The 24209-nt window shown below is 69.2% G+C and carries 26 protein-coding genes and 1 tRNA gene; 15 read left to right on the top strand and 12 right to left on the bottom strand.

Going from position 1 to position 24209, the window contains the following annotated elements; genetic code table 11:
* Positions 1 to 16 precede the first annotated feature (16 nt).
* Genes pstC through pstB form a run of 3 tightly spaced genes read left to right on the top strand, consistent with a single transcriptional unit; the run spans position 17 to position 2866 of the window.
* The gene (pstC, locus tag IWX63_RS08485; RefSeq protein ID WP_199277709.1) at positions 17 to 949 is read left to right on the top strand and encodes a phosphate ABC transporter permease subunit PstC; all 933 of its coding nucleotides are present in this window, start codon (positions 17 to 19) and stop codon (positions 947 to 949) included.
* Complete coding sequence (gene pstA, locus IWX63_RS08480) at positions 950 to 2056, top strand: phosphate ABC transporter permease PstA (RefSeq protein WP_199277708.1); 1107 nt, start codon at positions 950 to 952, stop codon at positions 2054 to 2056.
* A 30-nt stretch (positions 2057 to 2086) separates the two neighbouring features.
* Positions 2087 to 2866: a phosphate ABC transporter ATP-binding protein PstB gene (gene pstB, locus IWX63_RS08475; RefSeq protein WP_199277707.1), complete on the top strand. Its 780-nt coding sequence runs from the start codon at positions 2087 to 2089 to the stop codon at positions 2864 to 2866.
* An 89-nt stretch (positions 2867 to 2955) separates the two neighbouring features.
* Here the strand turns inward: pstB and IWX63_RS08470 are convergent, their stop codons facing one another.
* The 3 genes from IWX63_RS08470 to IWX63_RS08460 form a co-directional block, all read right to left on the bottom strand.
* Positions 2956 to 3966 carry an inorganic phosphate transporter gene (locus tag IWX63_RS08470; RefSeq protein ID WP_199277706.1) on the bottom strand — a complete coding sequence of 337 codons (1011 nt, stop codon included), beginning with the start codon at positions 3964 to 3966 and terminating at the stop codon, positions 2956 to 2958.
* On the bottom strand, positions 3967 to 4584 hold the full coding sequence (locus IWX63_RS08465; RefSeq protein ID WP_199277705.1) for a DUF47 domain-containing protein: 618 nt from the start codon (positions 4582 to 4584) through the stop codon (positions 3967 to 3969).
* A gap of 215 nt (positions 4585 to 4799) precedes the next feature.
* Positions 4800 to 5447 carry a hypothetical protein gene (locus IWX63_RS08460; protein ID WP_199277704.1) on the bottom strand — a complete coding sequence of 216 codons (648 nt, stop codon included), beginning with the start codon at positions 5445 to 5447 and terminating at the stop codon, positions 4800 to 4802.
* 142 nt (positions 5448 to 5589) lie between these two features.
* Here IWX63_RS08460 and IWX63_RS08455 point away from each other — a divergent pair.
* Positions 5590 to 5666 (top strand) — tRNA-Lys (locus IWX63_RS08455).
* A gap of 68 nt (positions 5667 to 5734) precedes the next feature.
* Here the strand turns inward: IWX63_RS08455 and IWX63_RS08450 are convergent.
* On the bottom strand, positions 5735 to 6490 hold the full coding sequence (locus IWX63_RS08450; protein WP_199277703.1) for a ZIP family metal transporter: 756 nt from the start codon (positions 6488 to 6490) through the stop codon (positions 5735 to 5737).
* Positions 6491 to 6716: 226 nt separating this feature from the next.
* Between IWX63_RS08450 and IWX63_RS08445 the strand changes: the two genes are divergently transcribed.
* The 5 genes from IWX63_RS08445 (at position 6717) to IWX63_RS08425 (ending at position 10821) form a co-directional block, all read left to right on the top strand.
* Complete coding sequence (locus tag IWX63_RS08445) at positions 6717 to 7337, top strand: hypothetical protein (RefSeq protein WP_199277702.1); 621 nt, start codon at positions 6717 to 6719, stop codon at positions 7335 to 7337.
* A gap of 123 nt (positions 7338 to 7460) precedes the next feature.
* Entirely contained in the window at positions 7461 to 8732 is a 1272-nt protein-coding gene (locus tag IWX63_RS08440; protein ID WP_334685741.1) for an endonuclease/exonuclease/phosphatase family protein, read from the top strand.
* 252 nt (positions 8733 to 8984) lie between these two features.
* Positions 8985 to 9218 (top strand): hypothetical protein, encoded by a 234-nt coding sequence (locus IWX63_RS08435; RefSeq protein WP_199277701.1) that lies wholly within the window; start codon positions 8985 to 8987, stop codon positions 9216 to 9218.
* Positions 9219 to 9364: 146 nt separating this feature from the next.
* On the top strand, positions 9365 to 10102 hold the full coding sequence (locus IWX63_RS08430) for a helix-turn-helix domain-containing protein (protein ID WP_334685749.1): 738 nt from the start codon (positions 9365 to 9367) through the stop codon (positions 10100 to 10102).
* A gap of 5 nt (positions 10103 to 10107) precedes the next feature.
* Positions 10108 to 10821, top strand: a complete 714-nt coding sequence (locus IWX63_RS08425; protein WP_199277700.1) for a hypothetical protein — start codon at positions 10108 to 10110, stop codon at positions 10819 to 10821.
* Between the two features lie 258 nt (positions 10822 to 11079).
* On the opposite strand, the gene IWX63_RS08420 is transcribed toward IWX63_RS08425, so the two are convergent.
* The 5 genes from IWX63_RS08420 to IWX63_RS08400 all read right to left on the bottom strand — a co-directional run bounded on the left by IWX63_RS08420 (position 11080) and on the right by IWX63_RS08400 (position 15733).
* Entirely contained in the window at positions 11080 to 11358 is a 279-nt protein-coding gene (locus IWX63_RS08420; protein WP_199277699.1) for an HPr family phosphocarrier protein, read from the bottom strand.
* A gap of 52 nt (positions 11359 to 11410) precedes the next feature.
* Complete coding sequence (locus IWX63_RS08415) at positions 11411 to 13495, bottom strand: PTS fructose transporter subunit IIABC (RefSeq protein ID WP_199277698.1); 2085 nt, start codon at positions 13493 to 13495, stop codon at positions 11411 to 11413.
* Entirely contained in the window at positions 13495 to 14514 is a 1020-nt protein-coding gene (locus IWX63_RS08410) for a 1-phosphofructokinase family hexose kinase (RefSeq protein WP_199277697.1), read from the bottom strand. Before IWX63_RS08410 ends, IWX63_RS08415 begins: the two co-directional genes overlap by 1 nt.
* On the bottom strand, positions 14511 to 15278 hold the full coding sequence (locus IWX63_RS08405; RefSeq protein WP_199277696.1) for a DeoR/GlpR family DNA-binding transcription regulator: 768 nt from the start codon (positions 15276 to 15278) through the stop codon (positions 14511 to 14513). Before IWX63_RS08405 ends, IWX63_RS08410 begins: the two co-directional genes overlap by 4 nt.
* 197 nt (positions 15279 to 15475) lie before the next feature.
* The gene (locus IWX63_RS08400) at positions 15476 to 15733 is read right to left on the bottom strand and encodes a DUF6458 family protein (protein ID WP_199277695.1); all 258 of its coding nucleotides are present in this window, start codon (positions 15731 to 15733) and stop codon (positions 15476 to 15478) included.
* A gap of 336 nt (positions 15734 to 16069) precedes the next feature.
* Between IWX63_RS08400 and IWX63_RS08395 the strand changes: the two genes are divergently transcribed.
* Together IWX63_RS08395 and IWX63_RS08390 are read left to right on the top strand one after the other, a co-directional pair.
* Positions 16070 to 16339, top strand: coding sequence for a GlsB/YeaQ/YmgE family stress response membrane protein (locus tag IWX63_RS08395; RefSeq protein ID WP_199277694.1), 270 nt, complete (start codon positions 16070 to 16072; stop codon positions 16337 to 16339).
* A gap of 219 nt (positions 16340 to 16558) precedes the next feature.
* Entirely contained in the window at positions 16559 to 17314 is a 756-nt protein-coding gene (locus IWX63_RS08390; protein WP_334685740.1) for a hypothetical protein, read from the top strand.
* On the opposite strand, the gene IWX63_RS08385 is transcribed toward IWX63_RS08390, so the two are convergent.
* Entirely contained in the window at positions 17311 to 18558 is a 1248-nt protein-coding gene (locus IWX63_RS08385; RefSeq protein ID WP_334685739.1) for a DUF445 domain-containing protein, read from the bottom strand. The genes IWX63_RS08390 and IWX63_RS08385 overlap by 4 nt on opposite strands.
* 128 nt (positions 18559 to 18686) lie before the next feature.
* On the opposite strand from IWX63_RS08385, the gene IWX63_RS08380 reads away from it, so the two are divergent.
* Positions 18687 to 19553, top strand: coding sequence for a glycerophosphodiester phosphodiesterase (locus tag IWX63_RS08380; protein ID WP_334685738.1), 867 nt, complete (start codon positions 18687 to 18689; stop codon positions 19551 to 19553).
* Positions 19554 to 19590: 37 nt separating this feature from the next.
* Positions 19591 to 21411 (top strand): glycoside hydrolase family 15 protein, encoded by a 1821-nt coding sequence (locus IWX63_RS08375; protein ID WP_199277691.1) that lies wholly within the window; start codon positions 19591 to 19593, stop codon positions 21409 to 21411.
* A gap of 68 nt (positions 21412 to 21479) precedes the next feature.
* On the opposite strand, the gene IWX63_RS08370 is transcribed toward IWX63_RS08375, so the two are convergent.
* Positions 21480 to 22670 (bottom strand): zinc-dependent alcohol dehydrogenase, encoded by a 1191-nt coding sequence (locus IWX63_RS08370; RefSeq protein ID WP_199277690.1) that lies wholly within the window; start codon positions 22668 to 22670, stop codon positions 21480 to 21482.
* Positions 22671 to 22768: 98 nt separating this feature from the next.
* Between IWX63_RS08370 and IWX63_RS08365 the strand changes: the two genes are divergently transcribed.
* Together IWX63_RS08365 and IWX63_RS08360 are read left to right on the top strand one after the other, a co-directional pair.
* Complete coding sequence (locus IWX63_RS08365; protein ID WP_199277689.1) at positions 22769 to 23506, top strand: AzlC family ABC transporter permease; 738 nt, start codon at positions 22769 to 22771, stop codon at positions 23504 to 23506.
* The gene (locus tag IWX63_RS08360; protein ID WP_199277688.1) at positions 23503 to 23814 is read left to right on the top strand and encodes an AzlD domain-containing protein; all 312 of its coding nucleotides are present in this window, start codon (positions 23503 to 23505) and stop codon (positions 23812 to 23814) included. The genes IWX63_RS08365 and IWX63_RS08360 overlap by 4 nt, the downstream gene beginning before the upstream one ends.
* 37 nt (positions 23815 to 23851) lie before the next feature.
* On the opposite strand, the gene IWX63_RS08355 is transcribed toward IWX63_RS08360, so the two are convergent.
* Positions 23852 to 24190, bottom strand: coding sequence for a YnfA family protein (locus IWX63_RS08355; protein ID WP_199277687.1), 339 nt, complete (start codon positions 24188 to 24190; stop codon positions 23852 to 23854).
* Positions 24191 to 24209 lie beyond the last annotated feature (19 nt).

Below are 24209 nucleotides of genomic sequence, written 5' to 3'. Positions count from 1 at the left end.
CCTGGAAGGCAAAGACGTGTCAACCAATTCGCTGAAAGCCTCGACAGATCGGGGCCGTGCAGGCGACAGGATCTTCTCCGGGATATCCCTCACCGCCGGCATCCTGATCCTGGCAGTGCTCTTCAGCGTCGCAGTGTTCCTGCTCGTACAGGCCGCACCGACCTTCACCGCCGATCCCGCGGAGATCACGGGCGGCAACGGCTTCGCCGCCTACATCTTCCCGATCGTCATCGGCACGATCATCGCCGCGATCATCGCGCTGATCATCGCGACGCCCATCGGCATCGCCGTCGCCCTGTTCATCTCGCACTACGCGCCGCGACGGCTCGCGCGGGCCTTCGGGTACGTCATCGACCTGCTCGCGGCCATCCCGTCTGTGATCTACGGCGCCTGGGGCTACATCGTCCTCGCCCCGCAGCTCGCCAAGGTCTACGCCTGGCTCGCCGAGAACCTCGGCTGGATCCCCATCTTCACGGGGCCCGCGAGCCAGACCGGCAAGACCATGCTCACCGCGGGGATCGTGCTCGCGGTGATGGTCATCCCGATCATCACCTCCCTCAGCCGGGAGATCTTCCTGCAGACCCCCAGCCTCCACGAGGAGGCGGCCCTCGCGATGGGCGCCACCCGGTGGGAGATGGTCCGCATGGCGGTCCTGCCCTTCGCACGCCCCGGCATCATCAGCGCGACCATGCTCGGCCTCGGCCGCGCACTCGGGGAGACCATGGCCGTGGCGCTGGTCCTCTCACCCGGCGCACTCGTTGCCAGCCTCGTGAAGACGGGCAACCAGACCATCGCCGCCGAGATCGCCCTGAACTTCCCGGAAGCCTTCGGCCTGCGGCTCAACGAACTGATCGCGGCGGGCCTCGTGCTCTTCGTGATCACGCTGATCGTCAACATGATCGCCCGGTTCATCATCACCCGGCACAAAGAATTCTCGGGAGCTAACTAAATGGCAGCGAACCAGACGCTCCAGCGTCGTCAGTCCCAGCTGACGCGCGGACACCTCCCGTCGTACGCCGTGTGGGTCGTGCTCGCAGCCTCCGTCGTCCTCGGTGCGGCGCTGTCCGCCCTGATCGGGTTCAGCGTCGTCGGCTGGGCCGTCATCTCCGCCGTCGTCTTCGTCATCGCGGCCACCATCGTCACCGCGGTGGGCGAGGGCGAGCGCAAGGCCAAGGACCGGCTCGTCACGTTCCTCGTCTACGGTGCCTTCCTGATCGCGCTGCTCCCCCTCGTGTCGGTCCTGTGGACCGTCCTCGAGCGCGGCGTGCCGGGCCTGAGCTACAACTTCCTGTTCACCTCGATGAACGGCGTGACCGGCGCCGTGGACAACCAGTCGGTCGAGAACGGCACTCCGGTGCTGGGCGGCGCCTACCACGCCGTGCTCGGCACGCTGCAGATCACTTTCTGGGCCACCCTGATCTCCGTGCCCATCGGCCTGCTCACCGCCGTCTACCTCGTCGAATACGGAGAGGGCAAGAGCCTCACGAAGGCCATCACGTTCTTCGTCGACGTCATGACCGGCATCCCCTCGATCGTCGCGGGCCTGTTCGCGGCGGCCCTGTTCACGCTCCTGTTCGGGCCCGGTACCCGTACGGGATTCGTGGCCGCCGTCGCCCTGTCCGTCCTCATGATCCCGGTGGTGGTCCGCTCCACCGAGGAGATGCTGAAGATCGTGCCGAACGAGCTCCGGGAAGCCGCCTATGCGCTGGGCGTCCGCAAGTGGCGCACCATCACCAAGGTGGTCATCCCCACGGCGATCTCCGGTATCGCCTCCGGCGTAACCCTGTCGATCGCCCGTGTCATCGGTGAGACCGCGCCTATCCTTGTAACGGCGGGATTCGCGAGCTCCATCAACTGGAACGTCTTCAGTGGCTGGATGAGCACGCTGCCCACCTTCATCTACTACCAGATCCTCACGCCGACGTCTCCGACGGCGCCCGATCCGAGCACCCAGCGCGCCTGGGCTGCGGCGCTCCTGCTGATCCTGATGGTGATGCTGCTGAACCTGGTCGCCCGCCTCGTCGCCCGCATGTTCGCCCCCAAGACCAGCCGCTGACCGCCCGCGGACACCGACCCGAAGGAACCAATGTCCAATCGCATCGACGTCAAGGACCTGAACGTCTACTACAGCAAGTTCCTTGCCGTGGAGGACGTCAACATCGTCATCGAAGCCCGTTCAGTGACGGCGTTCATCGGTCCCTCGGGCTGCGGCAAGTCCACCTTCCTCCGCACCCTCAACCGCATGCACGAGGTCATCCCGGGCGCCCGCGTCGAAGGTGAGGTGCTGCTGGACGGCGACAACCTGTACGACTCGGACGTCGACCCGGTGACCGTGCGCGGACGGATCGGCATGGTGTTCCAGCGGCCCAACCCGTTCCCCACGATGTCCATCCGGGACAACGTGCTGGCCGGCGTGAAGCTCAACAACAAGCGCATCAGCAAGTCGGATGCGGATGCCCTCGTCGAGAAGTCACTGCGTGGCGCGAACCTGTGGAACGAGGTGAAGGACCGTCTCGCCCGTCCGGGCTCGGGCCTCTCCGGCGGCCAGCAGCAGCGCCTCTGCATCGCCCGCGCCATCGCGGTCTCGCCCCAGGTGATCCTGATGGACGAGCCCTGCTCGGCGCTGGACCCCATCTCCACCCTGGCCATCGAGGATCTCATCAACGAGCTCAAGGCCGAGTACACCGTGGTGATCGTCACCCACAACATGCAGCAGGCGGCTCGCGTGTCCGACAAGACGGCGTTCTTCAACATCGCCGGAACGGGCAAGCCGGGCAAGCTCATCGAGTACGGCGAGACCACCACGATCTTCAACAACCCTGCCGTCCAGGCCACCGAGGACTACGTCTCCGGCCGCTTCGGATAGGGGCATGCCGCGACGGCGGCAGGACGACGGCGGCTCCCGAGGGGGCCGCCGTCGTCGTCTCCGGCGGCTCCGGTGCGGTCGGCGCCGGCCTACAGGAGCGGGCTGAGCGCCAGGAAGAAGACGGCCCCCAGGAGAGCGGTGGCCGGGGCCGTCGCCAGCCATACGGCGAGGATCCGGACCACCCGGGGTCGCTGGACGGAGGCGAACCGCTGGTTCGCACCGGCGCCGACGATCGCCGCGGCCATCGTATGCGTGCTCGACAGCGGCATGTGCAGGGAGATGGCGCCGATGAACAGCATCGCCGAGCTCACGCCCTGCGCCGTCATGCCGCGCAGCGGATCGATGTGCACCAGGCGGTTGCCGAGCGTGTGGGTGATGCGCCACCCGCCGAAGAGGGAGCCCGCGGCCAGGAGCACGGCGGCGAACAGCTGGACCCACAGGGGCATCTCGGAGCCTGCCGCGTACCCCGAGCCGACCAGGGCCAGCAGGATGACCGCCATGGTCCGTTGCCCGTCCTGGAGACCGTGCCCCAGCGCGAACGTCCCGGCCAGGACGGACTGCGCCATGCGGTTCCCACGGTTCACCTTCGCCGGAGATCCGTGGCGCAGCAGCCACATGGCCGGGAAGACCGCCGCGTAGGCGAGGAGGTACGCGACGATCGGCGAGAGCACGAGCGGCACGGCGATCTGCAGCAGGAGTGCCTCACCGGCGCCGCTCATCGCGGGCCCGCTCGTCAGCTGTGACGCGATGCCCGCGCCGAGGATTCCTCCGAGGAGCGCCTGGGTCGACGACGACGGCATGCCGCGGTACCAGGTGACCACGCCCCAGAGGCAGGCGGCGAGCAGCGCCGCCATGAGGATCGCGAGCCCGGTGGCGCCGGCGGGGAGGCCGATGGCGGCTTCCGCGAAGAACAGCGCCAGCGCCGTGCCGAGCAGGGCCCCGATGAAGTTGAAGAGGGCCGCGACCAGGACGGCGACGGTGGGCGTGAGCGCCCGGGTGCGCACCGCGGCGGCCACCGAGTTGGACACGTCATGGAAGCCGTTGAGGAAAGCGAACCCGCCTGCGGCGATGACGACCGCGCCGAGGAGGAGCTGCTCCACCTACGATTCCTTGACGAGGATGCTGCCCACCTGGGTTGCCACCCGCCGGATGTCCCGCGTGACGTCGACGAGCTGGTTGGCGACGTCGCGGTGCCGCGCGTAGACGAGCGGCTTGTGGTCGTCGAGGAGTTCGGCGCACCAGCTGCGGTGCGTCCGTTCGGCGCGCCGGGCCAGTCGCAGGATCTCGATCCAGTACTCCTCGAGGTCGTCCATCGAGTTCAGGCGCTGCATGGCCACGGCCGTCAGCTCGGCCTGCCGGTTGATCACCTCGAGCTGGTCGGCGGCCCGATGGCTGAGCTTGCTCAGCTTGTAGAGGGCGATCAGCTCGCCGGCGCCGTCGAGCTTCTCGATGGCCTCGTTGAGCAGGCGGGACAGGGCGTACAGGTCCTCGCGGGGCAGCGGATTGATGAAGGAGGTCCGCATGGAGGTCAGGAGGGCGAAGTGCAGGTCCATCGACGCCGACTCGTGCTGGTGGAGCTCCTCCGACAGGCGGTCGTACTCCTGGGTCGAGGCGCCGAGGATGGCGGACATGGTCCCGACCCCGAGCACGAGCTGCCGGGCCATGCGCGAGAGGAGTTCCAGCCCAGTGTTCTCCTGCGGGAAGAGGCGTAGTTTCACGGAGTCTTCCTCGGAGGACAAGGGGCTGTCAGCGTGCCGACGGTGGCCGCGCTGGATGCTGGAGGGCAGAGTAGTGGCGTCGAACCGGGAGCGCCTCTCGGCGGAAGGCCGCTCAAAGCGGCTGAGTGTTGAAGCCCGGGGGTTCCACGGTCCGACGCCGACTTAAGTCTTGCCGTCCCCGGAGCCGCTGTCAACATCGGCTGCAGCCGAGCGCTTCAGTCGAGCTCCCCGCGCCGCCAGGACGCCGCGGCGTGCTCCAGATCCTCGGCCGTCTTGATGAGCTGGTGCGAGTTGCGGGTGAGTTTCGAGGCGTGGGTGCCGTTGTCGGCCTCGGCGTCGTCGGCGTGGTTCGCCTGTCCGAGCGCGACGACCCGGCAGAACGCGGCGAAGCGCTCGAGGGCGACGTCGAACTCCCCCTCGAAGGCTCCGGACAGGATGGTGTCGGCCATCGCGGCCATCTCCGCGGCACCCGGAGGCTCGGCGACACCGGCCACGACCTGCGAGACCTGCGCGGCCTCCTTGCCCGAGGCGAAGTACGAGGCCATGCGCTCGGGGTTCTGCTGGGTGGCCGCACGGAGGGCGTAGAGGCGCCACAGCGCGCCGGGCAGTGATCGCGGCGGGCTCGCGGCCCACATCTCCGCGATCGCGTCCAGGCCCTGCTGGTCGGCCAGTTCGACGAGCCGGCGCGTCACGTCCGGGTCCTCGGAGTCGCGCCCGTGATGGACCAGGGCATGGGCGGCCATGTGGGCTGCTTCGGAGACCCTCGACGGATCGATCCCCCCCGCGAAGACCTCGAAGTCCGCGGGCGCGAAGGGCTTCGGCTTGTGGGGCCGCGGGCTGTTGTTCTTATATTCGCCGTCCATGGAATGAGGATACTCCTGGGCGATTTCAGGCTGGAAGGCGGTGCCCCTGGGGCAGTCCTCGGGCCGGTGGCGATTGCGATAAAGTAAGCTCGTCGGCGCCCGACGGCGGCATCCACGGATGCGATGTCCGGGTGCGCGGCGTGGGCCCTTAGCTCAGTTGGCTAGAGCAACGGACTTTTAATCCGTGGGTCGTGGGTTCGAGCCCCACAGGGCCCACCAGCAGGTGGGAGGGGTCCCGGCCCGGCCGGGGCCCCTTCCGCTGCCCGGGGTCTTCTCCTGGACCGGCGCTAGCCGGACATGTCGTGGACCACGAAGGCGGCGAGGAAACCGAGCGCCGTGATGAGTCCCGTCAGCATGTGCTGGCGCTCGAAGGCTTCCGGGATCATCGTGTCGGCGATCATCGCGAGGATCGCGCCGGCAGCGATGGCCGTGATGAAGGCGATCGTGACCCCGGAGGCGCCGGCCAGCAGGGAATAGCCCACCAACGACGCGATACCGGACACGACCGCGATGCCGCCCCACAGTCCGAACACGTAGCGCGCGCTTCGCCCGGAACCCTTCATGCCGGCCGTGCTCGAAAGCCCCTCGGGGACGTTCGAGATGAAGATCGCGACCAGGACGGCGGGGTTCACGGAGCCGCCCGCGACGAGTCCGAGCCCGAGGACGACCGATTCCGGGATGCCGTCGAGCAGCGCCCCGAGCGCGATCGCGTTGCCGCTGCCCGCCACCTCGTCCTCCGAGGGCTGCTGGCCGCCTGATCTCTTGCGGTGCTGGGCTCCCAACCGGGCCAGCGCTCCATTGGCGCCCACGTAGGTCACCGCGCCGACGAGGAAGCCCGTGGTCGTCGGCACGATCCCGCCCACATCCTGCGCCTCGCCGACGAGTTCGAAGGCCAGCGCCGAGATGAGGACGCCGGCACCGAAGGCCATCACGAAGGCCACGGCCTGCGGAGGTACCGTCCATCTCCAGGCGATGCCCGCTCCGATGAGCAGCGCCCCTCCGGCGATCGCGCCCCAGGCGAACGCCTGCATCCATACGGGCACGGGGCCCCCTTTCCGATCTCTTCGAGCACGACTTGCCGGGCGTCCCGATGAGCTGCCCGGCCGATCCTGTCCCAGCCTGTCACAGCCCGACGCCCTGCGATCCGAGGCAGCAGGAAGTCCCTCGGCGATCGGGGATTGACTCGGGGCGCCCGCTCGTTTGAACTGGAAGGAGCCATTGCTCGGTGGCGAGCCGGAAGGCCCGCCGAGCCGCAGCGGAGAGGGATTCATGGACGCCGTCGCCCTGGTGGGTAGCCTGGCCGCCTGTGCCGCCATGGTCGGTGCCGCGGCGCTGACCGCGTGGCGGATCGATGCCGTCTCCCGGCGCGGCGGCGAAGCGGACGACCCCTTCTGGCTCGCCTTCGGCGGGGCCGTGGTCATCGCGGGCGCCGGCGTCGTCGCCGGGGCCCTTGGAGCGGCGTGGCCGGCCCTCGCGGTGGGTATCACCTCCGCCGGTGCGGCCGTCGCCTGGACCTGGCGCCGCCATGGCCGGCGGCGGCGCCAGGCTGAGGAATCCTCGCGGGCGGCGGCGAGGCGGGATCTGCAGCACCGCCACGAGGACGTGCTGCGGCGCTGGGCGGACTACGACGTCGATCCGGGCAAGGCCATCCACTATCCGGGGATGCACGACCCGGGGAACCCTGCCGTACGCCCCCTGGTGCGGGCCGTCCGTGCTGCCGGGTCGGCCCGCGACGCCGTCACGTCCTCCCCGCTCGACGAGGCGGCGGCGGTGGGATACGCGGTCGCAGTGGCCCGGCTGGAGCAGGCGCTCGATGCGGCCGAGAGGGACCTCGGCGCCCTCGGGGCGCGAGGCCCGGGACGGCATCGGGCCACCCCTGGTCGACCTTGAATCGTTACCTTCGGGCCGGCTCCAGGACGCTTTCCGCCGTTAGGATCAAGTTACCGAAGCGAACCATTCGGGGACGGCGCGCACACGGGGCGGCGCCGTCTCCCCGACCCGAGGAGGGAAGCGATGCGACTGACAGCGCGCTGCGCCATCGGCCTGATGGCCGTCTCGCTCCTCGTCGTACCCGCGCCCCTCGCGGTCGCGAATCCGGGGGACGACACACGCGCCGTACTCCGCGCCGGCACCCAGGGCGCCCTGCAGGAGGTCCGCTTCGCCACGTACAACGCGAGCCTGAACCGGTCAGCGGCCGGCGAGCTCGTCCGGGACCTCGGGACGCCCGGCAACGCGCAGGCGACGGCGATCGCCGAAGTCCTCCAGATCAACAGGCCGGACGTGGTGCTCCTCAACGAGTTCGACTACGTCGCGGGGAACCGGGCCGCCGACCTGTTCAACGACAACTACCTCTCGGTCGGCCAGAACGGCAAGGCCCCGCTCGACTACCCCTATGTGTACACGGCGCCGTCGAACACCGGTGCTCCCAGCGGGTTCGACCTGAACAACGACGGCTCCGTGGGCGGAGCCGACGACGCCCTGGGCTTCGGCGTGTTCGAGGGCCAGTACGGTATGGTCATCTACTCCCGGTATCCCATCCTCACGGAGTCGGTGCGGACCTTCCGGAACTTCCTGTGGAAGGACATGCCCGGCGCGCTCCTTCCCGACAACCCCGCCACGGACGCGCCGAGGGACTGGTACTCCGCCAGCGAGCTCGCCGCGCTCCCGCTGTCCAGCAAGTCCCACTGGGACGTGCCCGTGAGCGTGGGCGGCACGACCGTCCACGTCCTGGCGAGCCACCCCACACCTCCCGTCTTCGACGGCGTGGAGGACCGCAACGGCAGGCGCAACAGCGACGAGATCCGCTTCTGGTCCGACTACGTCACCAGCGGGTCCGACGCCTCCTACATCTACGACGACGCCGGGGCGGCCGGGGGACTCCAGCGCGGCGAACGCTTCATCGTCATGGGGGACCAGAACAGCGACCCGCTCGACGGCGACTCGCTGGGGGGCTCGATCGATCAGCTGCTCGGCAACAAACTGGTGCAGGACCCGCTGCCGTCGTCGAACGGAGGCACCGAGGCCTCGGCGTTCCAGGGCGGCGCGAACGCCGTCCACCGGAGCGATCCCGGGTTCGACACCGCGGATTTCGAGGATCTCGACGCCGGCAACATCCGGGCCGACTACGTGCTCCCGTCCCGTACCCTGCGGGTCGCTGCGGCGGGGGTGTTCTGGCCGCGGGCGGGCATGCCCGGGTCGGAACTGACCGGGATCTTCCCCTTCCCCACGAGTGACCACCGTCTTGTCTTCGTCGACGTCGCGCTGCACGGCATCCGCCGTCGCTAGATCGGACAGGCCCGGCTCGCCCGGCACCTTGTCCGGCCGCTTCGGCCGGGTGTACGGTCATGGGCATGAGGACACTTCTTTTCCAGTAGAGAGCCGGCTCCGGCCGAGTTCCGCGCCACTTGTCGATGACACCCTCCAAGGGCGCCCACTGAATCTGTCCGGTCCTCCCGGCGCGATCCCCGCGGTCCTCCTGCGTCCCGTGCCGACCTGTCCAGACACGTTCCGCGGGCGTTCCTACCCGAAAGGAACACCATGACCAGCACGCCCCAGAACCACCAGCCCCAGGATGACGCGTCGGCCGCCGAGGCCGGCAGGACCCCCGCGGGGGCCGGCGCCAGGAAACTGCAGGACGACCCCAGGGCGCGGCTCGCGCTGGCGAAGAAGAACAACGCCGCCGGTCCCGCTGCTGCGACCGGGGCCGGCCACGCCAAGGCCGCGCACGAGAGCAGCAAGCAGGGAAAGAAGGAGAAGAAGGTCCGCTGGTAGGCCCGCCGTGGGCGGCGCGCGCCGCCGCGAGGGAATGCCGTTAAGTGGAGCTGGCTCCGAGTTCTGCGTATGGGGGAATCGCAGAACTGGGAGCCAGCGATCTCAGTATACTTCGACAGGAGACCGGAAAGTCCAATCGAAAGGTGATGATGGCCGTCACAGCCAAGGCGTTCCAGCTGTGGCGTTCCCGGATCGCACCCGAGGACACCGTGACCGACCTCTGCAGGGTCGCGGGCATCAAGCGATCCACCCTCGCCCAGCAGCTCGTCCGGGGCAAGGTCTCGGTACCGACCATCGTGGCCATCGCCCGTGCGTACGGGCTCTCGCCCACGGATGCACTCGCCGGCTTCGAAGGCTATGGCGACCTCCAGGACGGCATCCGGACACCGACCGACGCGGAACTCGTCAGCCAGGTCTCGCACATCGACATCCTCCGACTGCTCGTGGCCCGCAGCGAGGACAAGGAGTGTGCGGGGACGGACCTGCGGTTGAACCTCGCACCCTTCCCGCACCGGAACTCGGTCCGGGCCTGGATCGAGGCGATCGACCCCGGCGATCTCCGGCAGCAGCTGGCGGCCAGCACCGGCGTCGCCCGCCAGAACCTGTCCGCGCAGCTCACGGCGGGCCGGCTCGCACCCGAGATCGCCATGCAGGCGGCCAGGATCGCCGGCGTCTCCCTCACGAGCGGGCTCGTGGTCACCGGTCTCCTCACGCCGCTCGAGGGAGGCTGGCCGGAGGACGGGCGCGCTCGGGCCCTCTGCGCGCTGAGCGACCTCGACCTCGTGTTCCTCGCCCGGGACCGCCTCGACGTGCTCGGCAAGCAGATCCGGCGGGCCGAACTCGACGACGGCAAGGACCGTGCCATGTGGGAGAACCTCGGATGAATGCGATGACGATCCAGTGGGTGGCACTCGGCCTGTGCGCCGCCGGCGCGGCAGTCCGCATCCCGGGGCTGCGAGACCGTCGGGGCGGCACCATCTTCCTGGCGCTCGTGCTCCTCACGCTCGCCGTCGGCCTGTCGATCGATCCGATCTACCTGGCGGTCGACGCAGCCCTCGGCGGGGTGAATATCGCGAACCTCCTGCTGCGTCTGGCCCTGTACGCCGTCTTCGTCCTCCTCGGCATCCGGATGGCGGCGGCGTTCGGTTCCACCCTGGCCCGCCGCCTGATCATCGGACCCTTCGGCCTGGCGATCGTGGGCCTGAGCGTCGCGGCGACGCTCTACTTCTTCGTGTCCAGCGAGCTCGAGGGAAGCTCGACCGCCCTGCTCGCCTTCGCGGACCAGGACACGGTGCAGCAGTACGCCGCCGTCGGACGGCTCTACCCGGGGTGGGTCGCCGCCTGCCTCGTGATCCCGGCGGCGGCGGCGGCCTTCGACCGGCAGGGGCGGATCATCCACCGCGTCGCGTGCGCCCTCCTGGCCTGCGGCTTCGCGCTCGTGGTGGTGTTCGTGCTGCTGAGGCTGACCACCCTGGACCTGATGTACTGGGACATCGTCCTGCCGTTCTCGGCCATCCTGCTGACGGTCCTGGGTCTCTGCCTGATCTGGGTGAGCCGTGCCGTCGGCAGGAAGAGCGCCGCCTCCGCGAACAAGCTCGCGTAGAGGGGCATCGAGACCTGCACCCCTGCAGGAAACGTGACGTGTTTGTGTCCGGCTGCTGTTCACGTTTCCATGATTGTGTGTGAAAATTATGATTATGTAACTGCCGCTCTCCGTGGGGGGTCAGCGGATCGTTACCCGGCAGGCGGGTGTGTCCATCACAACCGGTGGATCCACCCGGAGGTCTCGCGCTGGGGACGCAAGAAGGGCACCACCCGCCACGTATGGACGGCGGATGGTGCCCTTTTGCGTTGGTGCAGGCTACGCGGCGTCGTGGTCCGTCTCGATGATGCGGGCCAGGGCCTCGAGGGCGTTCTCGGCACCGTCACCGTCGGCACGCAGGACGACGACGTCGCCGTGCGAGGCTCCGAGGCTCATGAGCGAGAGGATGCTCGAAGCGTCCATGGCTTCCTCGGCGGGCTCGCCGTCCATCGCGATGGTCACCTCGAGGGGAAGCTCGCCCGCTGCCTCCGCGAAGATCGATGCCGGACGGGCGTGCAGCCCGACGCGGCTCGCGACGGTTGCCTTGCGTTCTGCCATGATGTGCTCCTTTTTCGTGGATGGGTTCAGGTACAGCCAAGCCGACTGCGGATCAGGCTGCAACCGGCTCGGCCACGGGGGTCTCCGTCTTGCGGGTCGCGTAGCGCTTGAGGGCGATCACCGCGAGTGCCGAGACAACCATCCCGACGAGGATCGCGACCACGAACATCGCGAAGTTCCCGATCGCGAAGAAGACGAAGAAGCCGCCGTGGGGTGCCTGCGAGGTGACGCCGGTGCCCATGATGATGGCGCCGGTGACCGCGGAGCCGAGCAGTGACGCCGGGATGACGCGCAGCGGGTCGGCCGCCGCGAACGGGATGGCGCCCTCGGAGATGAAGCTGGCACCCAGCAGCCAGGCGGCCTTCCCGTTCTCCCGTTCCGGTGCGGTGAAGCGGTTGCGGTCGATCAGGGTGGCCAGGGCCATCGCGAGCGGCGGCACCATGCCGGCGGCCATGACGGCCGCCATGATCTGCAGGGGCGCGATGTTGTCGACCGAGGCGGCTCCGAGCCCGGCGACGGCGAAGGAGTAGGCGACCTTGTTGACCGGGCCGCCGAGGTCGACGGCCATCATGAGTCCGAGGATCACGCCGAGCCCGACGGCGGCCGTGCCGGTGAGCCCGGACAGCCAGGCGTTGAGGCCCGCGGTGAGCGCGGCGATCGGTCCGCCGAGCAGGAGGAACATCAGGCCGGACGCGACGATGGACGCCACGAGCGGGATGATGACGACCGGCATGAGGCTCCGCAGCCAGCGGGGCACGGAGAGTCGGCCGATCATCATGGCGGCGTACCCGGCGAGCAGGCCGCCGACGATACCGCCGAGGAAGCCCGCACCCATGAATCCGGCGACGGCGCCGGCGACGAAGCCGGGGGCGATGCCCGGGCGGTCCGCCAGTGCGTACGCGATGTAGCCGGCGAGGGCCGGGACGAGGAACCCGAGCGACAACTGGCCGATCTTGAAGGCCACGGCTCCGAGGTACTCGCCGAGCCCTCCGGCCGGCAGGTTCACGAGGCTGTTCTCGAGGACCACGGCGTCCGCGGTCTCGGTGATGAGGTAGCCGCCCAGGAGGAAGCCGAGGGCGATCAGCAGACCGCCGCCTGCGACGAAGGGGATCATGTAGCTGACGCCGGTGAGCAGTGCGCGCTTGAGTGTGCTGCCGACGCTGTCCCGGCCGCCGTCGTCATCCGTCTGCTGGTCTCCGGCGGTGCCGGCGACGCGCCGCGCGTTCGGGTTCCCGGCCGCGGCGAGGGCTTCCTCCACCATCTCGCCCGGCTCGTCGATGCCGCGCTTGACGGGCGAGCTGATGACGGGGAGGCCGGCGAAGCGCTGCTTGTCGCGGACGTCGACGTCGACCGCGAAGATGACGGCGTCGGCGGCCGCGATGACCGCGGGATCCAGCGGCGTGGCGCCCGAGGAGCCCTGGGTCTCGACCTGGAGATCGACCCCGCGCTCCCTGGCCGCCGCGACCAGGGAGTCGGCCGCCATGTAGGTGTGGGCGATGCCGGTGGGGCACGCGGTCACGGCCACGAGGCGGCGCACCTTCGTGTCCGTGGAGTGCCCGTGCTCGACGGCGGGTCCCGCGGTGTCGGCCCCGGCAAGCGAGGTGCCGAGCGTGGCAGCGGCTTCGGCCGTCCGCGTGCCTGAGGTGGACCCGGTGGACGCGCCCGCGGCGTCCGTCGGTGCGGTACCGACGCCGAGCGCGCCGTTGACGAGCGCGACGACGTCGGCCGGCGACTGCGCGGCGCGCAGCGAGGCGGTGAAGTCCTTCTTGATCAGTGACCGCGCGAGTTTGGACAGCAGTTTCAGATGCTCCTGGTCCGCCCCGTCGGGTGCGGCGATGAAGAACACGAGATCCGCCGGGCCGTCCTTGGCCCCGAAGTCCACGGGCGGGGAGAGGCGTGCCATCACGAGGGTCGCCTCCGAGACGGCCGTGGATCGGCAGTGCGGGATGGCGATGCCGCCGGGGATGCCGGTCGCGGTCTTCTCCTCCCGGGCGAGGGCATCGGCGAACAGCGCGTCGACTTCCGTGGAGCGGCCCTGTGCGGCGACCAGCTCGGCGAGGTGGCGGATCACCCTGGAACGATTCGCCCCCAGGTCCTTGTCCAGAGCCACGAGCTCCGGGTTGATGAGATCGGACATCAGAATTCCTCCTGTTGGGGCCCTGCGACGGACCCGATTGCACTTGGTTCGATCACGGGCAGCGTGACCTTGAGGGGTGTGACCGCGACGATGGACGGCGTGGTCTGGTCGAGTGACGGGACGGTCGAACCGGGAAGCGCGGCGGCCGCCGATCCGTGGGCGACTGCCTGGCGCAGGCAGTCCTCCGGGAGTTCGCCTGCGGTGTGCGCCAGCAGGTAGCCGGCCAGTGCTGAATCGCCTGCACCGACCGTGGAACGCGCCGTGACGGGCGGGTGCACTGCGTGCCACGCTCCCTTGTCCGTCACGAGGAGGGCGCCCCTGGATCCAAGGGTCGCCAGTACCGCTCCCACCCCCGCGGCGATGAGCACCGCGCAGGCCTTCGCGGCCAGGTCATGGTCCTTCTCGAGCTCGTCGCCCGTGCCGATACCGGTCAACTCGCTGAGCTCCTCGGCATTGGGCTTCAGCAGGTCCGGAGCCGGGACGCCGGCGGCGGCCTCGTTGAGGGGCTCACCGCTGGAATCGATCGCGACGAGGGGTGCCGCCGGCCCGTACGCCTTGCGCACCGCGGCAGTGACCGTCGTGTAGAAGGTAGGAGGGACCCCCGGGGGCAGGGACCCGGCGAGGACCAGCCAGTCCGCGCCGTCGCTCTCCGCGACCACGACGGCGAGGAGTTCCTCGAGGCGGGCGGGGGAGAGCTCCGGGCCGGGCTCGTTGATCTTCGTCGTCGTGCCGTCCGGCTCGGTGATCGCCGTGTTGGTGCGGAGGCCCGCGCCGATCGGCAGGTTGCGGAACGGGAGGGCGATGCTGCGCAGGCCGGCCAGGACCGCGTCGTCGTCGTCGCCAGGCAGGACGGCGAGGGTGCGGGTACCGGACATCGCGAGGGCGCGGCTCACGTTGACGCCCTTGCCGCCGGCCTCCTGCACCACGTGGGTGGCACGCTGGACCGCCCCGCGCGCAAGGGGGGCGCTGAGCTCGACGGTGCGGTCGATGCTCGGATTCGCCGTGAGGGTCACGATCACGCGACGATCACCTCCACGTCGGCGTCGGTGAGGGCCTCGGCGAGGGGGCCCCGGGGTGCTCGGTCGGTGATGAGTGCATCGATATCCTCCAGGTAGGCGAAGCTGGTCAGGGTCTCCTCGTCGAACTTCGACGAGTCCGCCAGGAGCACCACGCGCCGGGCGGAGCGGACGATGGCGGTCTTCACGGCCGCCTCGTCCACGTCGGGCGTGCTGAGGCCGAAGCCGGCTGCGAGCCCGTTGGCGCCGATGAAGGCGATGTCCGCGCGAAGGCGGGAGAAGAGGCTCACGGTGCTGCTGCCCACGGCGGCGCTCGTCAGGGCCCGGACGCGGCCGCCGACGAGTTCCACGCTCAGGCCGGCACCGGAGATCAGGGCTGCGATCGGGACGGAGTGGGTGATCACGGCCAGGTCCGTGCGGGCTTCCTCGACGAGGAGGTCGGCGAGTGCGCCGGTGGTGCTCCCTGCGTCGAGGACGACGGCGCCGGTCGCGGGAGTGAGCGCGAGGGCGGCCTGTGCGATGCGCTTCTTCTCCGGGGAGTGCTGTGTCGAGCGGCTGGTCAGGCTCGGCTCGTTCGTCGTCGCGCCGCTGCCGGCGATGGCACCTCCATGAACGCGTCGCAGGACGCCGTCGCTCTCCAGGAGGGCGAGGTCCCTGCGGACGGTCTCCTTGGTGATGCCGAAGCGCGAGGAGAGCCCCGCGACGGTGACACGACCGTCGGCGGAGACAAGGGTGCTGATCTGCCGGTACCGCTCTTCCGCGAACATGGTGACCCCCTCGTCGTGGCCGTCGGGCGGGCCCGAGGCATGTGGCTTTATCTTTGTTTGAGTGACTCTATCTTTGCTTTGATGTGACGTCAAGCACTTTTCTGTCGACCTGGACCACGCGATGCACCAGGGGCGGTGGTAAACGCAGACAAAAAAGGCCGGGACCATCGTCCCGGCCTTTCCCGTGCGTGTGGAGGCTAGATCCCCGAGTCGCGTGTCTCGTTGCGCGTGATGGTCTCGCCCGTGTTCGGATCGACGATGGATCGCGACTCCGAGACGCGGTTCTGCCTGCGCGGGGCCGCGAGGACGAGGGAGGCGATCAGGCCGATCACGCCCACCGCCATGAGGATGTAGCCCACGAGGTTGATGTCGACGATGCTGATGACGTCGGCCTGAATGGCAAAAGCAAGAATTGCACCGAGTGCAATGAGGAAAATCGAAGAACCGATTCGCATTAGTAATACTCCTTAAGTGTGGGCTCAATGGGAGTTCCGTCAGAATTCCCCAGCGGTTTCACTTCCATTGCCACCCACTCCCAGGACGGCCCGCCTGCGGTCATCATACGGCGTGTCGCGTCGATGGGAGGCGTTTCGGCGCGCCGTGATGCGGGTGGTAACAGTTCGGGAAGGATCCGCCCCAGACGTTGCTGAATGGTATTCCTCGGGTGCTACGATTGCACCCTAAGCAGGCTGATGAAGTACACTTGAGGCGAGTTGCACTCAGGTGCATCGAACTATCAGGTAGTGGGCGGCCCTCGGGTCGTGCACTGAATATCACTCAAGGAGCATCTTATGGGAATTATCGGTTGGCTTATTCTTGGTCTTCTCGCCGGCGCGATCGCAAAGCTGATCCTGCCGGGCCGTCAGAGTGGCGGATGGGTCATCACCCTCGTCCTCGGCGTCGTCGGAGCCCTGCTGGGCGGCTTCATCGGTAGCGCGATCTTCGGCGTCGGCATCGACAGCTTCTTCGACCTGTCGACGTGGCTGCTGGCCATCGGCGGCGCGCTGATCGTGCTCGTCATCTACGGCGCCGTCACCGGCCGCAAGGGCTCGCGCGTCTAGTCCGCAGCACCGGCTGCACCATGGGGGAGCAGTTGTCGAAAGGGCGTCACCGGTCATCGGTGGCGCCCTTTCCTGTTGTCCCATCACCCTGGGGCTGCTCTGCGCCGGCAGCAGAACCCCGACCCGGCAGCACGCGCCCCACCTAGAATCATTGTCAGCAGCACACCGATCACCGGCGGAAGGACCACGATGTTTGGCCGTAACAAGGAGAACCCAGCCGTGAGGGCCGCGAGCGGAACGCTGTTCGACAAGGACGGCAACCCGAAACCCGCCATCCTCAGGGGCATCGAACGTGCCCTGGACGTCCAGCGACCCCTGATCATCGCCAACATCGACCGGCTTCGCCGCCGCAACCCGGAGGCCTCCCCTGCGGAGCTGACCCTGTTGCTCGAGCGCGACTACCTGCGTGCGACGACTGTCGCCGGAGCCGCTGTCGGATCGATCGCCGCCGTGCCCGCCGTCGGCACCCTCGCCGCACTCGGGCTGTCCGGTGCCGCGACGATCGGGTTCCTCGAGGCCACGGCGCTGTACGCCGAGTCGGTCGCGGAGCTGCACGGTGTCCGGACGGAGGACCCCGAGCGGTCCCGCACCATGGTGATGGCCATCCTCATGGGCGAGGAGGGTACCGCGCTCATCCGTTCCATCCTCGGTGCATCCGCCGGGCAGGGCGCGCCGCAGCACTGGGGCCAGCTCGTCAACAAGTCCGCTCCGGCGTCACTGGTGAAGACCCTCACCGGGTCCATCCAGCGGCGATTCGTGAAGAAGTTCCTCGCCAAGCAGGGTGGGTTCATGCTCGGACGCGCACTGCCGTTCGGCGTGGGCGCCGTCATCGGCGGAACCGGCAACCACCTCATGGGCAAGGCCGTCATCCGCACCACACGCGAGGCCTTCGGTCCGCTGCCCCAGACCATCCCCGGCGAGTTGGCCGAAGTCCTGCAGCTTCCCGAGCCGGGCGCGAGGAAGAAGCGGGCCTAACCGAAGATCGCGTGGGCGATGGAGAAGATCAGCAGGCCGGCCAGCGATCCGACCACCGTGCCGTTGATGCGGATGAACTGCAGGTCCTTGCCGACCTGAAGTTCGATCTTCCGTGACGTCTCCTCGGCGTCCCAGCGACCCACGGTCTCGGAGATGACGCCGGCGATCTCGCTGCGGTAGGTGCGCACCGCGTAGGAGGCACCGTCCCCGATCCAGCGGTTCACCCTGTGTGCGAGGTCGGCGTCGCTGGTCAACCGTGAGCCGAAGTCCCGGATGGCCGCCTTGAACTTCTTCGTCAGCTCACTGTCCGGATCGTTGACGGCCTCGAGGAGGGCGTTCTTGATGGTCGACCAGGTGCGTGCTGTGATGTCGCGGACCCGCGGATCGTCGAGCAGTTGCCCCTTGATCTCCTCGGCCTTGGCGATCGTCTCCGGCTTGTGCTGCAGATCCTTCGCCAGGTCCCGGAGGTACCTGTCGATGGCGATCCGGACGTCGTGCTGCTGATCGTCCTGGATCGCACGGATGAACTTCGACAGTTCCGCGTGGACGCGGTCGCCGACCACGCCGTCGACGAGGCGGGGGACCCAGGTGGGGGAACGCTGGGCGACGACGCGTGTCACCACCGCGTAGTTGGCGTCCACCCAGTCGGCGGCGCGGTCCACCAGCAGGTCCACGAGGCGGTGGTGGTGGCCGTCCGCGAACACGCGCTCGGCGATGCTGCCGATCGGCGGACCCCAGGGTGGATCCAGGAGGTGCTTCCGGACCATGGACTCGATCACGCCCTGCACGGCGTCGTCGTTCAGGACCGTGAACATGCCGCGGATCAGCGCCGCTCCCTCGGCTGCCACGCGGTCGGCGCTCTCCGGCTTCTCGAGCCAGGCGCCGACCTTCTGGGCGATGTGCGCCGAGTCCAGCTTGGCCCTCACCACGTCCTCGGAAAGGAAGTTCTCCTCCACGAACTGGCCGAGCGATTCGCCGATCTGGTCCTTCTTGCGCGGGATGATCGCGGTGTGCGGGATGTTCAGGCCCATCGGGTGCTTGAAGAGGGCTGTGACGGCGAACCAGTCGGCGAGTGCGCCGACCATGCCGCCCTCGGCCGCCGCCCGGACGTACTGGAGCCAGGGATAGGTGTCCTGCAGCGCGAAAGCCACCACGAAGATCACCGCCATGAGGGCCAGCAGCCCCGTGGCGAGCATCTTCATGTGGCGGAGGGCGGCCGCCCGCTCCATATCCGTACCGGTCATCTGAGCATTCACCCTCCCGAGTCTATCGAGGGCGGACTCCCTCCCGCCGGGCCTGCCGGCCATGGTGCCCCGATCAACCGGTCGCGTACCGTGAGAGGGTCATCAATCACCATGTGAGGGGATGCCCCGTGCCTCCTGTGATCTTCGCCCATCGCGGTAGCAGCGGCACCTATGCCGAGCACACCCGCGCCGCCTACCTGCAGGCCCTCGCCGACGGCGCCGACGGCGTGGAGTGCGACGTCCACCTGACCCGGGACGAACAGCTCGTGTGCATCCATGACACGACCCTGGACCGCACCACCAGCGGATCCGGCCGGGTAGCCGACCACACGCTGGAGGAGCTGCGCGGGCTCGACGTCTCCTCCTGGAAGAACGCGGACATCCCGGCTGCATACGGCAGTCCGTCCGAGCAGTTCCTCACGCTCGCGGACCTGCTCCTGCTGCTGCGCCACGCGGGGCGTCCGGTCCGGCTGGCGATCGAGCTGAAGCACCCGAGCCCCTTCGGCCTGAGATTGGAGGACGCGCTGATCGCCTTCCTCATGGACGAGGGGTGGGACCCGGAGTCCTCGATGCTCGGCATCATCGAGGTGAGTTTCATGAGCTTCAACCCGGACTCGATGCGGCAGCTCGCCGAATCGGCGCCGGCCCACATGCTGTGCCAGCTGGTGTCGGACATGAAGCCACAGGAGGTGCGGGACGCGCTGCGCTTCGGTCCCATCGCCGAGGGCGCGCTGATCACCGTCATGCAACGGGCACTGAAGGAGGGCGAGCAGCTCGTGAACCACCAGACGGTGGGTATGGTCGGGCCGGGCATGCGGTACACCCGCAGCCATCGCGGGCGCGTGCTGCGCTGGGTCCGCGACGGCGTGCGGGTCCGGGTGTGGACCGTGAACTCGGTCAAGGACGCGCTGTATCTCGCGGAACTCGGGGTGCAGGAGCTGACGACGGACTATCCGGCGCGGATCCGGGCGGCCTTCGAGGGCGGGCACGGCTGAGCGGGCGGTCATACGGAGCGTGTGGTTGAGTTGAAGGATGCAATCCCTGATCGAGGACTACGCACTCCTGTCAGACCTGCACACCGGTGCGCTCGTCTCCCGGAACGGCAGCGTCGACTGGCTCAGCTTCCCCCGGTTCGACTCCGAGTCGGTGTTCGCCGCGATGCTGGGCACGCCGGAGCACGGCCGCTGGCTCGTGGCGCCGGCATCGGACGCCGAGGTGGTGGAGCGGAGCTACCTCGACTCCACCTTCGTCCTCCAGACCCGCTGGAAGACCGGCGAGGGTGAGGTGCTGGTCACCGACTTCATGCCCGTCACGGACCGTCGCGCCAACGTGGTGTGTCGTATCCAGGGGCTCCGGGGCTCCGTCACCATGCGGCAGGAACTGCAGATCCGCTTCGGCTACGGCGACATCATGCCGTGGGTCACCCAGGGGACGCACGACGGCGGCCCGGTACTCCTCGCCATCGCAGGACCGGACGCGCTGCTCCTGCGGGGGCCGCGGCTGAGGGCGAAGGACCATCGCCACGAGGGCACGTTCGCCGTGGCCGAAGGCGACGTCGTCGACCTGGAACTCGTGTGGTACCCCTCGCACCGTGAGAAGCCGGACGCCGTCGACGTCGACGAAGTGCTCGACAGCACCATCAGCTACTGGCGCGCATGGGGAGCCAGCTGCAGGATCGAGGGCGACTACTCCGACGCCGTCCGGCGCTCCCTGCTCGTCCTGCGGGCCCTCACGCACGAGGACACGGGGGGCATCGTGGCCGCCCCGACGACGTCGCTGCCCGAACAGTTCGGCGGCTCCCGCAACTGGGACTACCGCTTCTGCTGGCTCCGCGACGCGGCCCTGACGCTCGAGGCCATGATGACGCACGGCTTCTCCGAGGAGGCGCTGGAGTGGCGCAACTGGCTGCTGCGGGCGGTCGCCGGTGATCCCGAGGACCTGCAGATCATGTACGGGCTGGCCGGGGAACGGCACCTGCCCGAGCGCGAACTCGGCCACCTGCCGGGCTACGCCGGCTCGACGCCGGTGCGCGTGGGCAACGGCGCCGTCGACCAGTACCAGGCCGACGTCGTCGGCGAGGTGATGGTGGCGCTGGAGAAGCTCCGCGTCCACGGCGTCACCGAGGACAGCTTCTCGTGGCCGCTCCAGCGGGCACTGCTGGGGTTCGCGGAGAAGCACCTCCACGACCGGGACCACGGGATCTGGGAGATGCGCGGGGACCCGCAGCACTTCACCCACTCCCGGGTGATGATGTGGGCGGCCTTCGACTGCGCGGTGCGTGCGGTGCGGGATCATGGCCTGCCGGGGCCGCAGCAGCGCTGGACGGAGATCCGGGACGGCCTCCGCGAGGAGATCCTGGAGCACGGCTTCAGTCCCGGGCTGGGCTCGTTCACCCAGGTGTACGGGGGGACCGAGGTGGATGCCTCCCTGCTCCAGCTGCCGCAGGTCGGCTTCGTCGGATTCGACGACCCGCTGATGCTGGGCACCGTGGAGCGGATCGAACAGGATCTCCTGGACGGTCACGGGCTGCTGCTGCGCTACCGCACCGGCAACTCGGACGACGGCCTCGAACCCGGCGAGCACCCGTTCCTCGCCTGCTCGTTCTGGCTCGTGGAGCAGTACGCGCACGGCGGCAGGCCGGACGACGCCGCGCGGCTCATGGATCAGCTCGTGGGGTACGCGAACGAACTCGGCCTGCTGGCCGAGGAGTACGACCCCGGCCACCGACGCATGGCGGGCAATTTCCCGCAGGCGTTCTCGCACCTCGCCCTGGTCCGGGCCGCGGATGCGCTGCAGATGGCCCGCGGGACGGCCGGGCCGTACGACGCGATGGCCGAGGACCAGGCGCAGTAGACAGCGACGGCGGGAGCCAGGCCATCAGGGCCGGGCTCCCGCCGTCGTGCTGTGTGAGGTCGGCGCTGCTAGAGCGTGACGCCCTGCGGCTTCAGGACCACCTTGATGGTGCCGTCCGTCTTCTTCTGGAAGTTCTTGTAGGCGGCAGGCGCCTCGTCGATCGACACCTCGTGGGTCATGAGGTCCATGACGCCCAGGGGATCCGAGGGATCCTCGACGATCGGGAGGAGCTCGTCCGTCCAGTTCCGCACGTTGCACTGGCCCATGCGGAACTGGATCTGCTTGTCGAACATGGTCAGCAGCGGCATGGGGGTGGCCGTGCCGCCGTAGACGCCGCTGAGGGACACGGTCCCGCCGCGCCGGACGGCGTCGATCGCCGAGTGCAGGACGCTCGTGCGGTCGCTACCGCCGGTCTCCATGACCTTCTGCGCCAGCTTGTCCGGCAGGACGCCCACCGCGTTCTGGGCGAAGGCGCCCACGGGGGACCCGTGCGCCTCCATGCCGACGGCGTCGACGATGGCGTCCGGGCCGCGCCCGTCGGTCATGCTGCGCAGTTCCTCCGCGGTGTCCTTCGTGAAGTCGATGGTCTCGATGCCGTGGCGCCTGGCCATCTCGCGGCGTTCGGGGACCGGCTCGACGGCGATCACGCGGTGGCCGAGGTGCCTGCCGATGCGCGCGGCGAACTGTCCGACGGGTCCGAGGCCGTACACCGTGAGGACGCCGTCCTTGGGCACATCCGCGTACTGCACGCCCTGCCAGGCCGTGGGGAGGATGTCCGAGAGGTACAGGTAGCGCTCGTCGGGCAGCTCCGAGCCGACCTTGACCGCACCGTAGTCGGCGAAGGGGACGCGAAGGAACTCCGCCTGGCCGCCGGGTACGGAGCCGTACAGCTCGGAGAAGCCGAACAGGGAAGCGCCCGATCCCTTCGCGTGCACCTGGGTGGTCTCGCACTGCGACTGCAGGCCGCGCGTGCACATGAAGCAGTAGCCGCAGGAGATGTTGAACGGGATGACGACGCGGTCGCCGACCTTCAGGTTGGTGATACCCGCACCCACCTCCTCGACGATGCCCATCGGCTCGTGGCCGAGGATGTCACCCTTGTGCATGTACGGGCCGAGGACCTCGTAGAGGTGCAGGTCCGAGCCGCAGATGGCGGTCGAGGTGATGCGGACGATCGCGTCCGTGGGTTCCTGGATCGTGGGGTCGGGCACGTTCTCCACGCTGACGTTGCGCTTGCCCTGCCATGTCACTGCCTTCATGTGGTGCTCCTCCGGGTAGTAAGTAGGCTTCCCTTTCCACTATTCACCCCTTCGGCGTGAATGGGAAGTCGAACCTCGCCGTCGCCTAGCCTTGTCAGGTGGTTCTTCTTTATTCTCCGGCCGTCCGCGTGGCCCTGTCCGTGGCGATCGCGACCGGTCTGTACGGACTGTCCTTCGGCGCGCTGTCCGTGGCTGCCGGCCTGGATCTCCTCCAGACCATGGCGCTCAGCCTCCTGCTGTTCAGCGGGGGTTCGCAGTTCGCGTTCATCGGCGTCATCGCCGGCGGGGGGAGCGGGCTCTCGGCGATGTCCGCTGCCGCCCTGCTGGGGATCCGCAACGGCGTCTACGGCATGCAGGTCAACGTGCTGCTGCGGCCGTCCCGCTGGCGGAAGCTGCCGGCCGCGCACCTCACGATCGACGAGTCCGTGGCCACCGCGACGGGCCAGACCGATCCGGACGAGCAGCGCCGCGGGTTCTGGGCGGCCGGGATCGGCGTCTTCGTGCTGTGGAACCTGTTCACGCTCGTCGGTGCGCTCGCGGGCAACGCGATGGGTGATCCGGCCCGCTGGGGGCTCGACGGCGCCGCCGTCGCCGCGTTCCTGGGACTGCTGTGGCCGCGCATCCGCTCGCGCGAGCCTGCGGCGATCGCCGTCGTCTGCGCCGTCGTCACGCTCATCGCCGTTCCGCTCGTGCCACCGGGAGTGCCGATCCTCCTGGCCGCCGTCGTGGCGGCCGCCCTCGGCCTCTCGGGCCTCGGGCCGGCGACGGAAGGTCTCGAGCCCGACGTCGAGCCCTACCCCTCCGGCACTGCCGGTTCGGGGCGGGGGGACGCATGAGCCTCTGGGGCTGGGTCCTGCTCGCGTGCGCGGTCTCGATCGCCACGAAGTTCCTCGGCTTCCTCGTGCCCGCGCGGCTGCTCGACAACCCGCGGATGCTGCGCGTCGCCGGGTCCCTGACCATCGGGCTGCTCGCCGCACTGACGGCGACGAACACGTTCGCGTCCGGGCAGTCCCTCGTGGTCGACGCGCGGGTCGTGGCGCTGGTGGCGGCCGCCGTCGCGCTCTGGCTGCGGGCGCCGTTCCTCGTGGTGGTCGCGGTCGGGGCGCTCGCGGCCGGCCTCGCTCGGCTGCTGGGGGCGGCGTAGGCCCGATGCCGAACCCGGCGGAGCGCGGGCGGCCGGCTCACGCCGTCGGGCGCGGCACGAACATGATCAGCGCGACGCCGACCAGGCAGACCGCCGAGCCGGCGAGGTCCCAGCGGTCGGGCCGGAAACCGTCGACGAGCACGCCCCACGCGAGCGATCCGGCCACGAAGACCCCGCCGTACGCGGCGAGGATCCGTCCGAAGTTCGGGTCCGGCTGGAGGGTCGCCACGAAGCCGTAGGCACCGAGCGCCATGATCCCGAATCCGGCCCACCACCACGGCCTGCCCTCGCGGACCGCCTGCCAGATGAGCCATGCCCCGCCGATCTCCGCGCCCGCGGCGAGGATGAACAGGAGCGTCGTGCGGAGGATCGTCATGGTCCCAGTCTCCCGGAGC

The sequence above is a fragment of the Arthrobacter sp. CAN_A2 genome, from assembly GCF_015752045.1.
Classification (GTDB): domain Bacteria; phylum Actinomycetota; class Actinomycetes; order Actinomycetales; family Micrococcaceae; genus Arthrobacter_D.
Note: the sequence above shows the minus strand (reverse complement) of the source record. Positions and strands in the feature narration are given on the sequence as shown.

What these genes read in the sequence shown, in the direction of transcription:
- pstA (WP_199277708.1), top strand. Translation starts at nt 950, where the DNA reads ATGGCAGCGAACCAGACGCTCCAGCGTCGTCAGTCCCAGCTGACGCGC.
- pstB (WP_199277707.1), top strand. Translation starts at nt 2,087, where the DNA reads ATGTCCAATCGCATCGACGTCAAGGACCTGAACGTCTACTACAGCAAG.
- IWX63_RS08460 (WP_199277704.1), bottom strand. Translation starts at nt 5,447, where the DNA reads ATGGACGGCGAATATAAGAACAACAGCCCGCGGCCCCACAAGCCGAAG.
- IWX63_RS08445 (WP_199277702.1), top strand. Translation starts at nt 6,717, where the DNA reads ATGGACGCCGTCGCCCTGGTGGGTAGCCTGGCCGCCTGTGCCGCCATG.
- IWX63_RS08440 (WP_334685741.1), top strand. Translation starts at nt 7,461, where the DNA reads ATGCGACTGACAGCGCGCTGCGCCATCGGCCTGATGGCCGTCTCGCTC.
- IWX63_RS08435 (WP_199277701.1), top strand. Translation starts at nt 8,985, where the DNA reads ATGACCAGCACGCCCCAGAACCACCAGCCCCAGGATGACGCGTCGGCC.
- IWX63_RS08430 (WP_334685749.1), top strand. Translation starts at nt 9,365, where the DNA reads ATGATGGCCGTCACAGCCAAGGCGTTCCAGCTGTGGCGTTCCCGGATC.
- IWX63_RS08425 (WP_199277700.1), top strand. Translation starts at nt 10,108, where the DNA reads ATGACGATCCAGTGGGTGGCACTCGGCCTGTGCGCCGCCGGCGCGGCA.
- IWX63_RS08420 (WP_199277699.1), bottom strand. Translation starts at nt 11,358, where the DNA reads ATGGCAGAACGCAAGGCAACCGTCGCGAGCCGCGTCGGGCTGCACGCC.
- IWX63_RS08415 (WP_199277698.1), bottom strand. Translation starts at nt 13,495, where the DNA reads ATGTCCGATCTCATCAACCCGGAGCTCGTGGCTCTGGACAAGGACCTG.
- IWX63_RS08405 (WP_199277696.1), bottom strand. Translation starts at nt 15,278, where the DNA reads ATGTTCGCGGAAGAGCGGTACCGGCAGATCAGCACCCTTGTCTCCGCC.
- IWX63_RS08400 (WP_199277695.1), bottom strand. Translation starts at nt 15,733, where the DNA reads ATGCGAATCGGTTCTTCGATTTTCCTCATTGCACTCGGTGCAATTCTT.
- IWX63_RS08395 (WP_199277694.1), top strand. Translation starts at nt 16,070, where the DNA reads ATGGGAATTATCGGTTGGCTTATTCTTGGTCTTCTCGCCGGCGCGATC.
- IWX63_RS08385 (WP_334685739.1), bottom strand. Translation starts at nt 18,558, where the DNA reads ATGACCGGTACGGATATGGAGCGGGCGGCCGCCCTCCGCCACATGAAG.
- IWX63_RS08375 (WP_199277691.1), top strand. Translation starts at nt 19,591, where the DNA reads ATGCAATCCCTGATCGAGGACTACGCACTCCTGTCAGACCTGCACACC.
- IWX63_RS08370 (WP_199277690.1), bottom strand. Translation starts at nt 22,670, where the DNA reads ATGAAGGCAGTGACATGGCAGGGCAAGCGCAACGTCAGCGTGGAGAAC.
- IWX63_RS08360 (WP_199277688.1), top strand. Translation starts at nt 23,503, where the DNA reads ATGAGCCTCTGGGGCTGGGTCCTGCTCGCGTGCGCGGTCTCGATCGCC.
- IWX63_RS08355 (WP_199277687.1), bottom strand. Translation starts at nt 24,190, where the DNA reads ATGACGATCCTCCGCACGACGCTCCTGTTCATCCTCGCCGCGGGCGCG.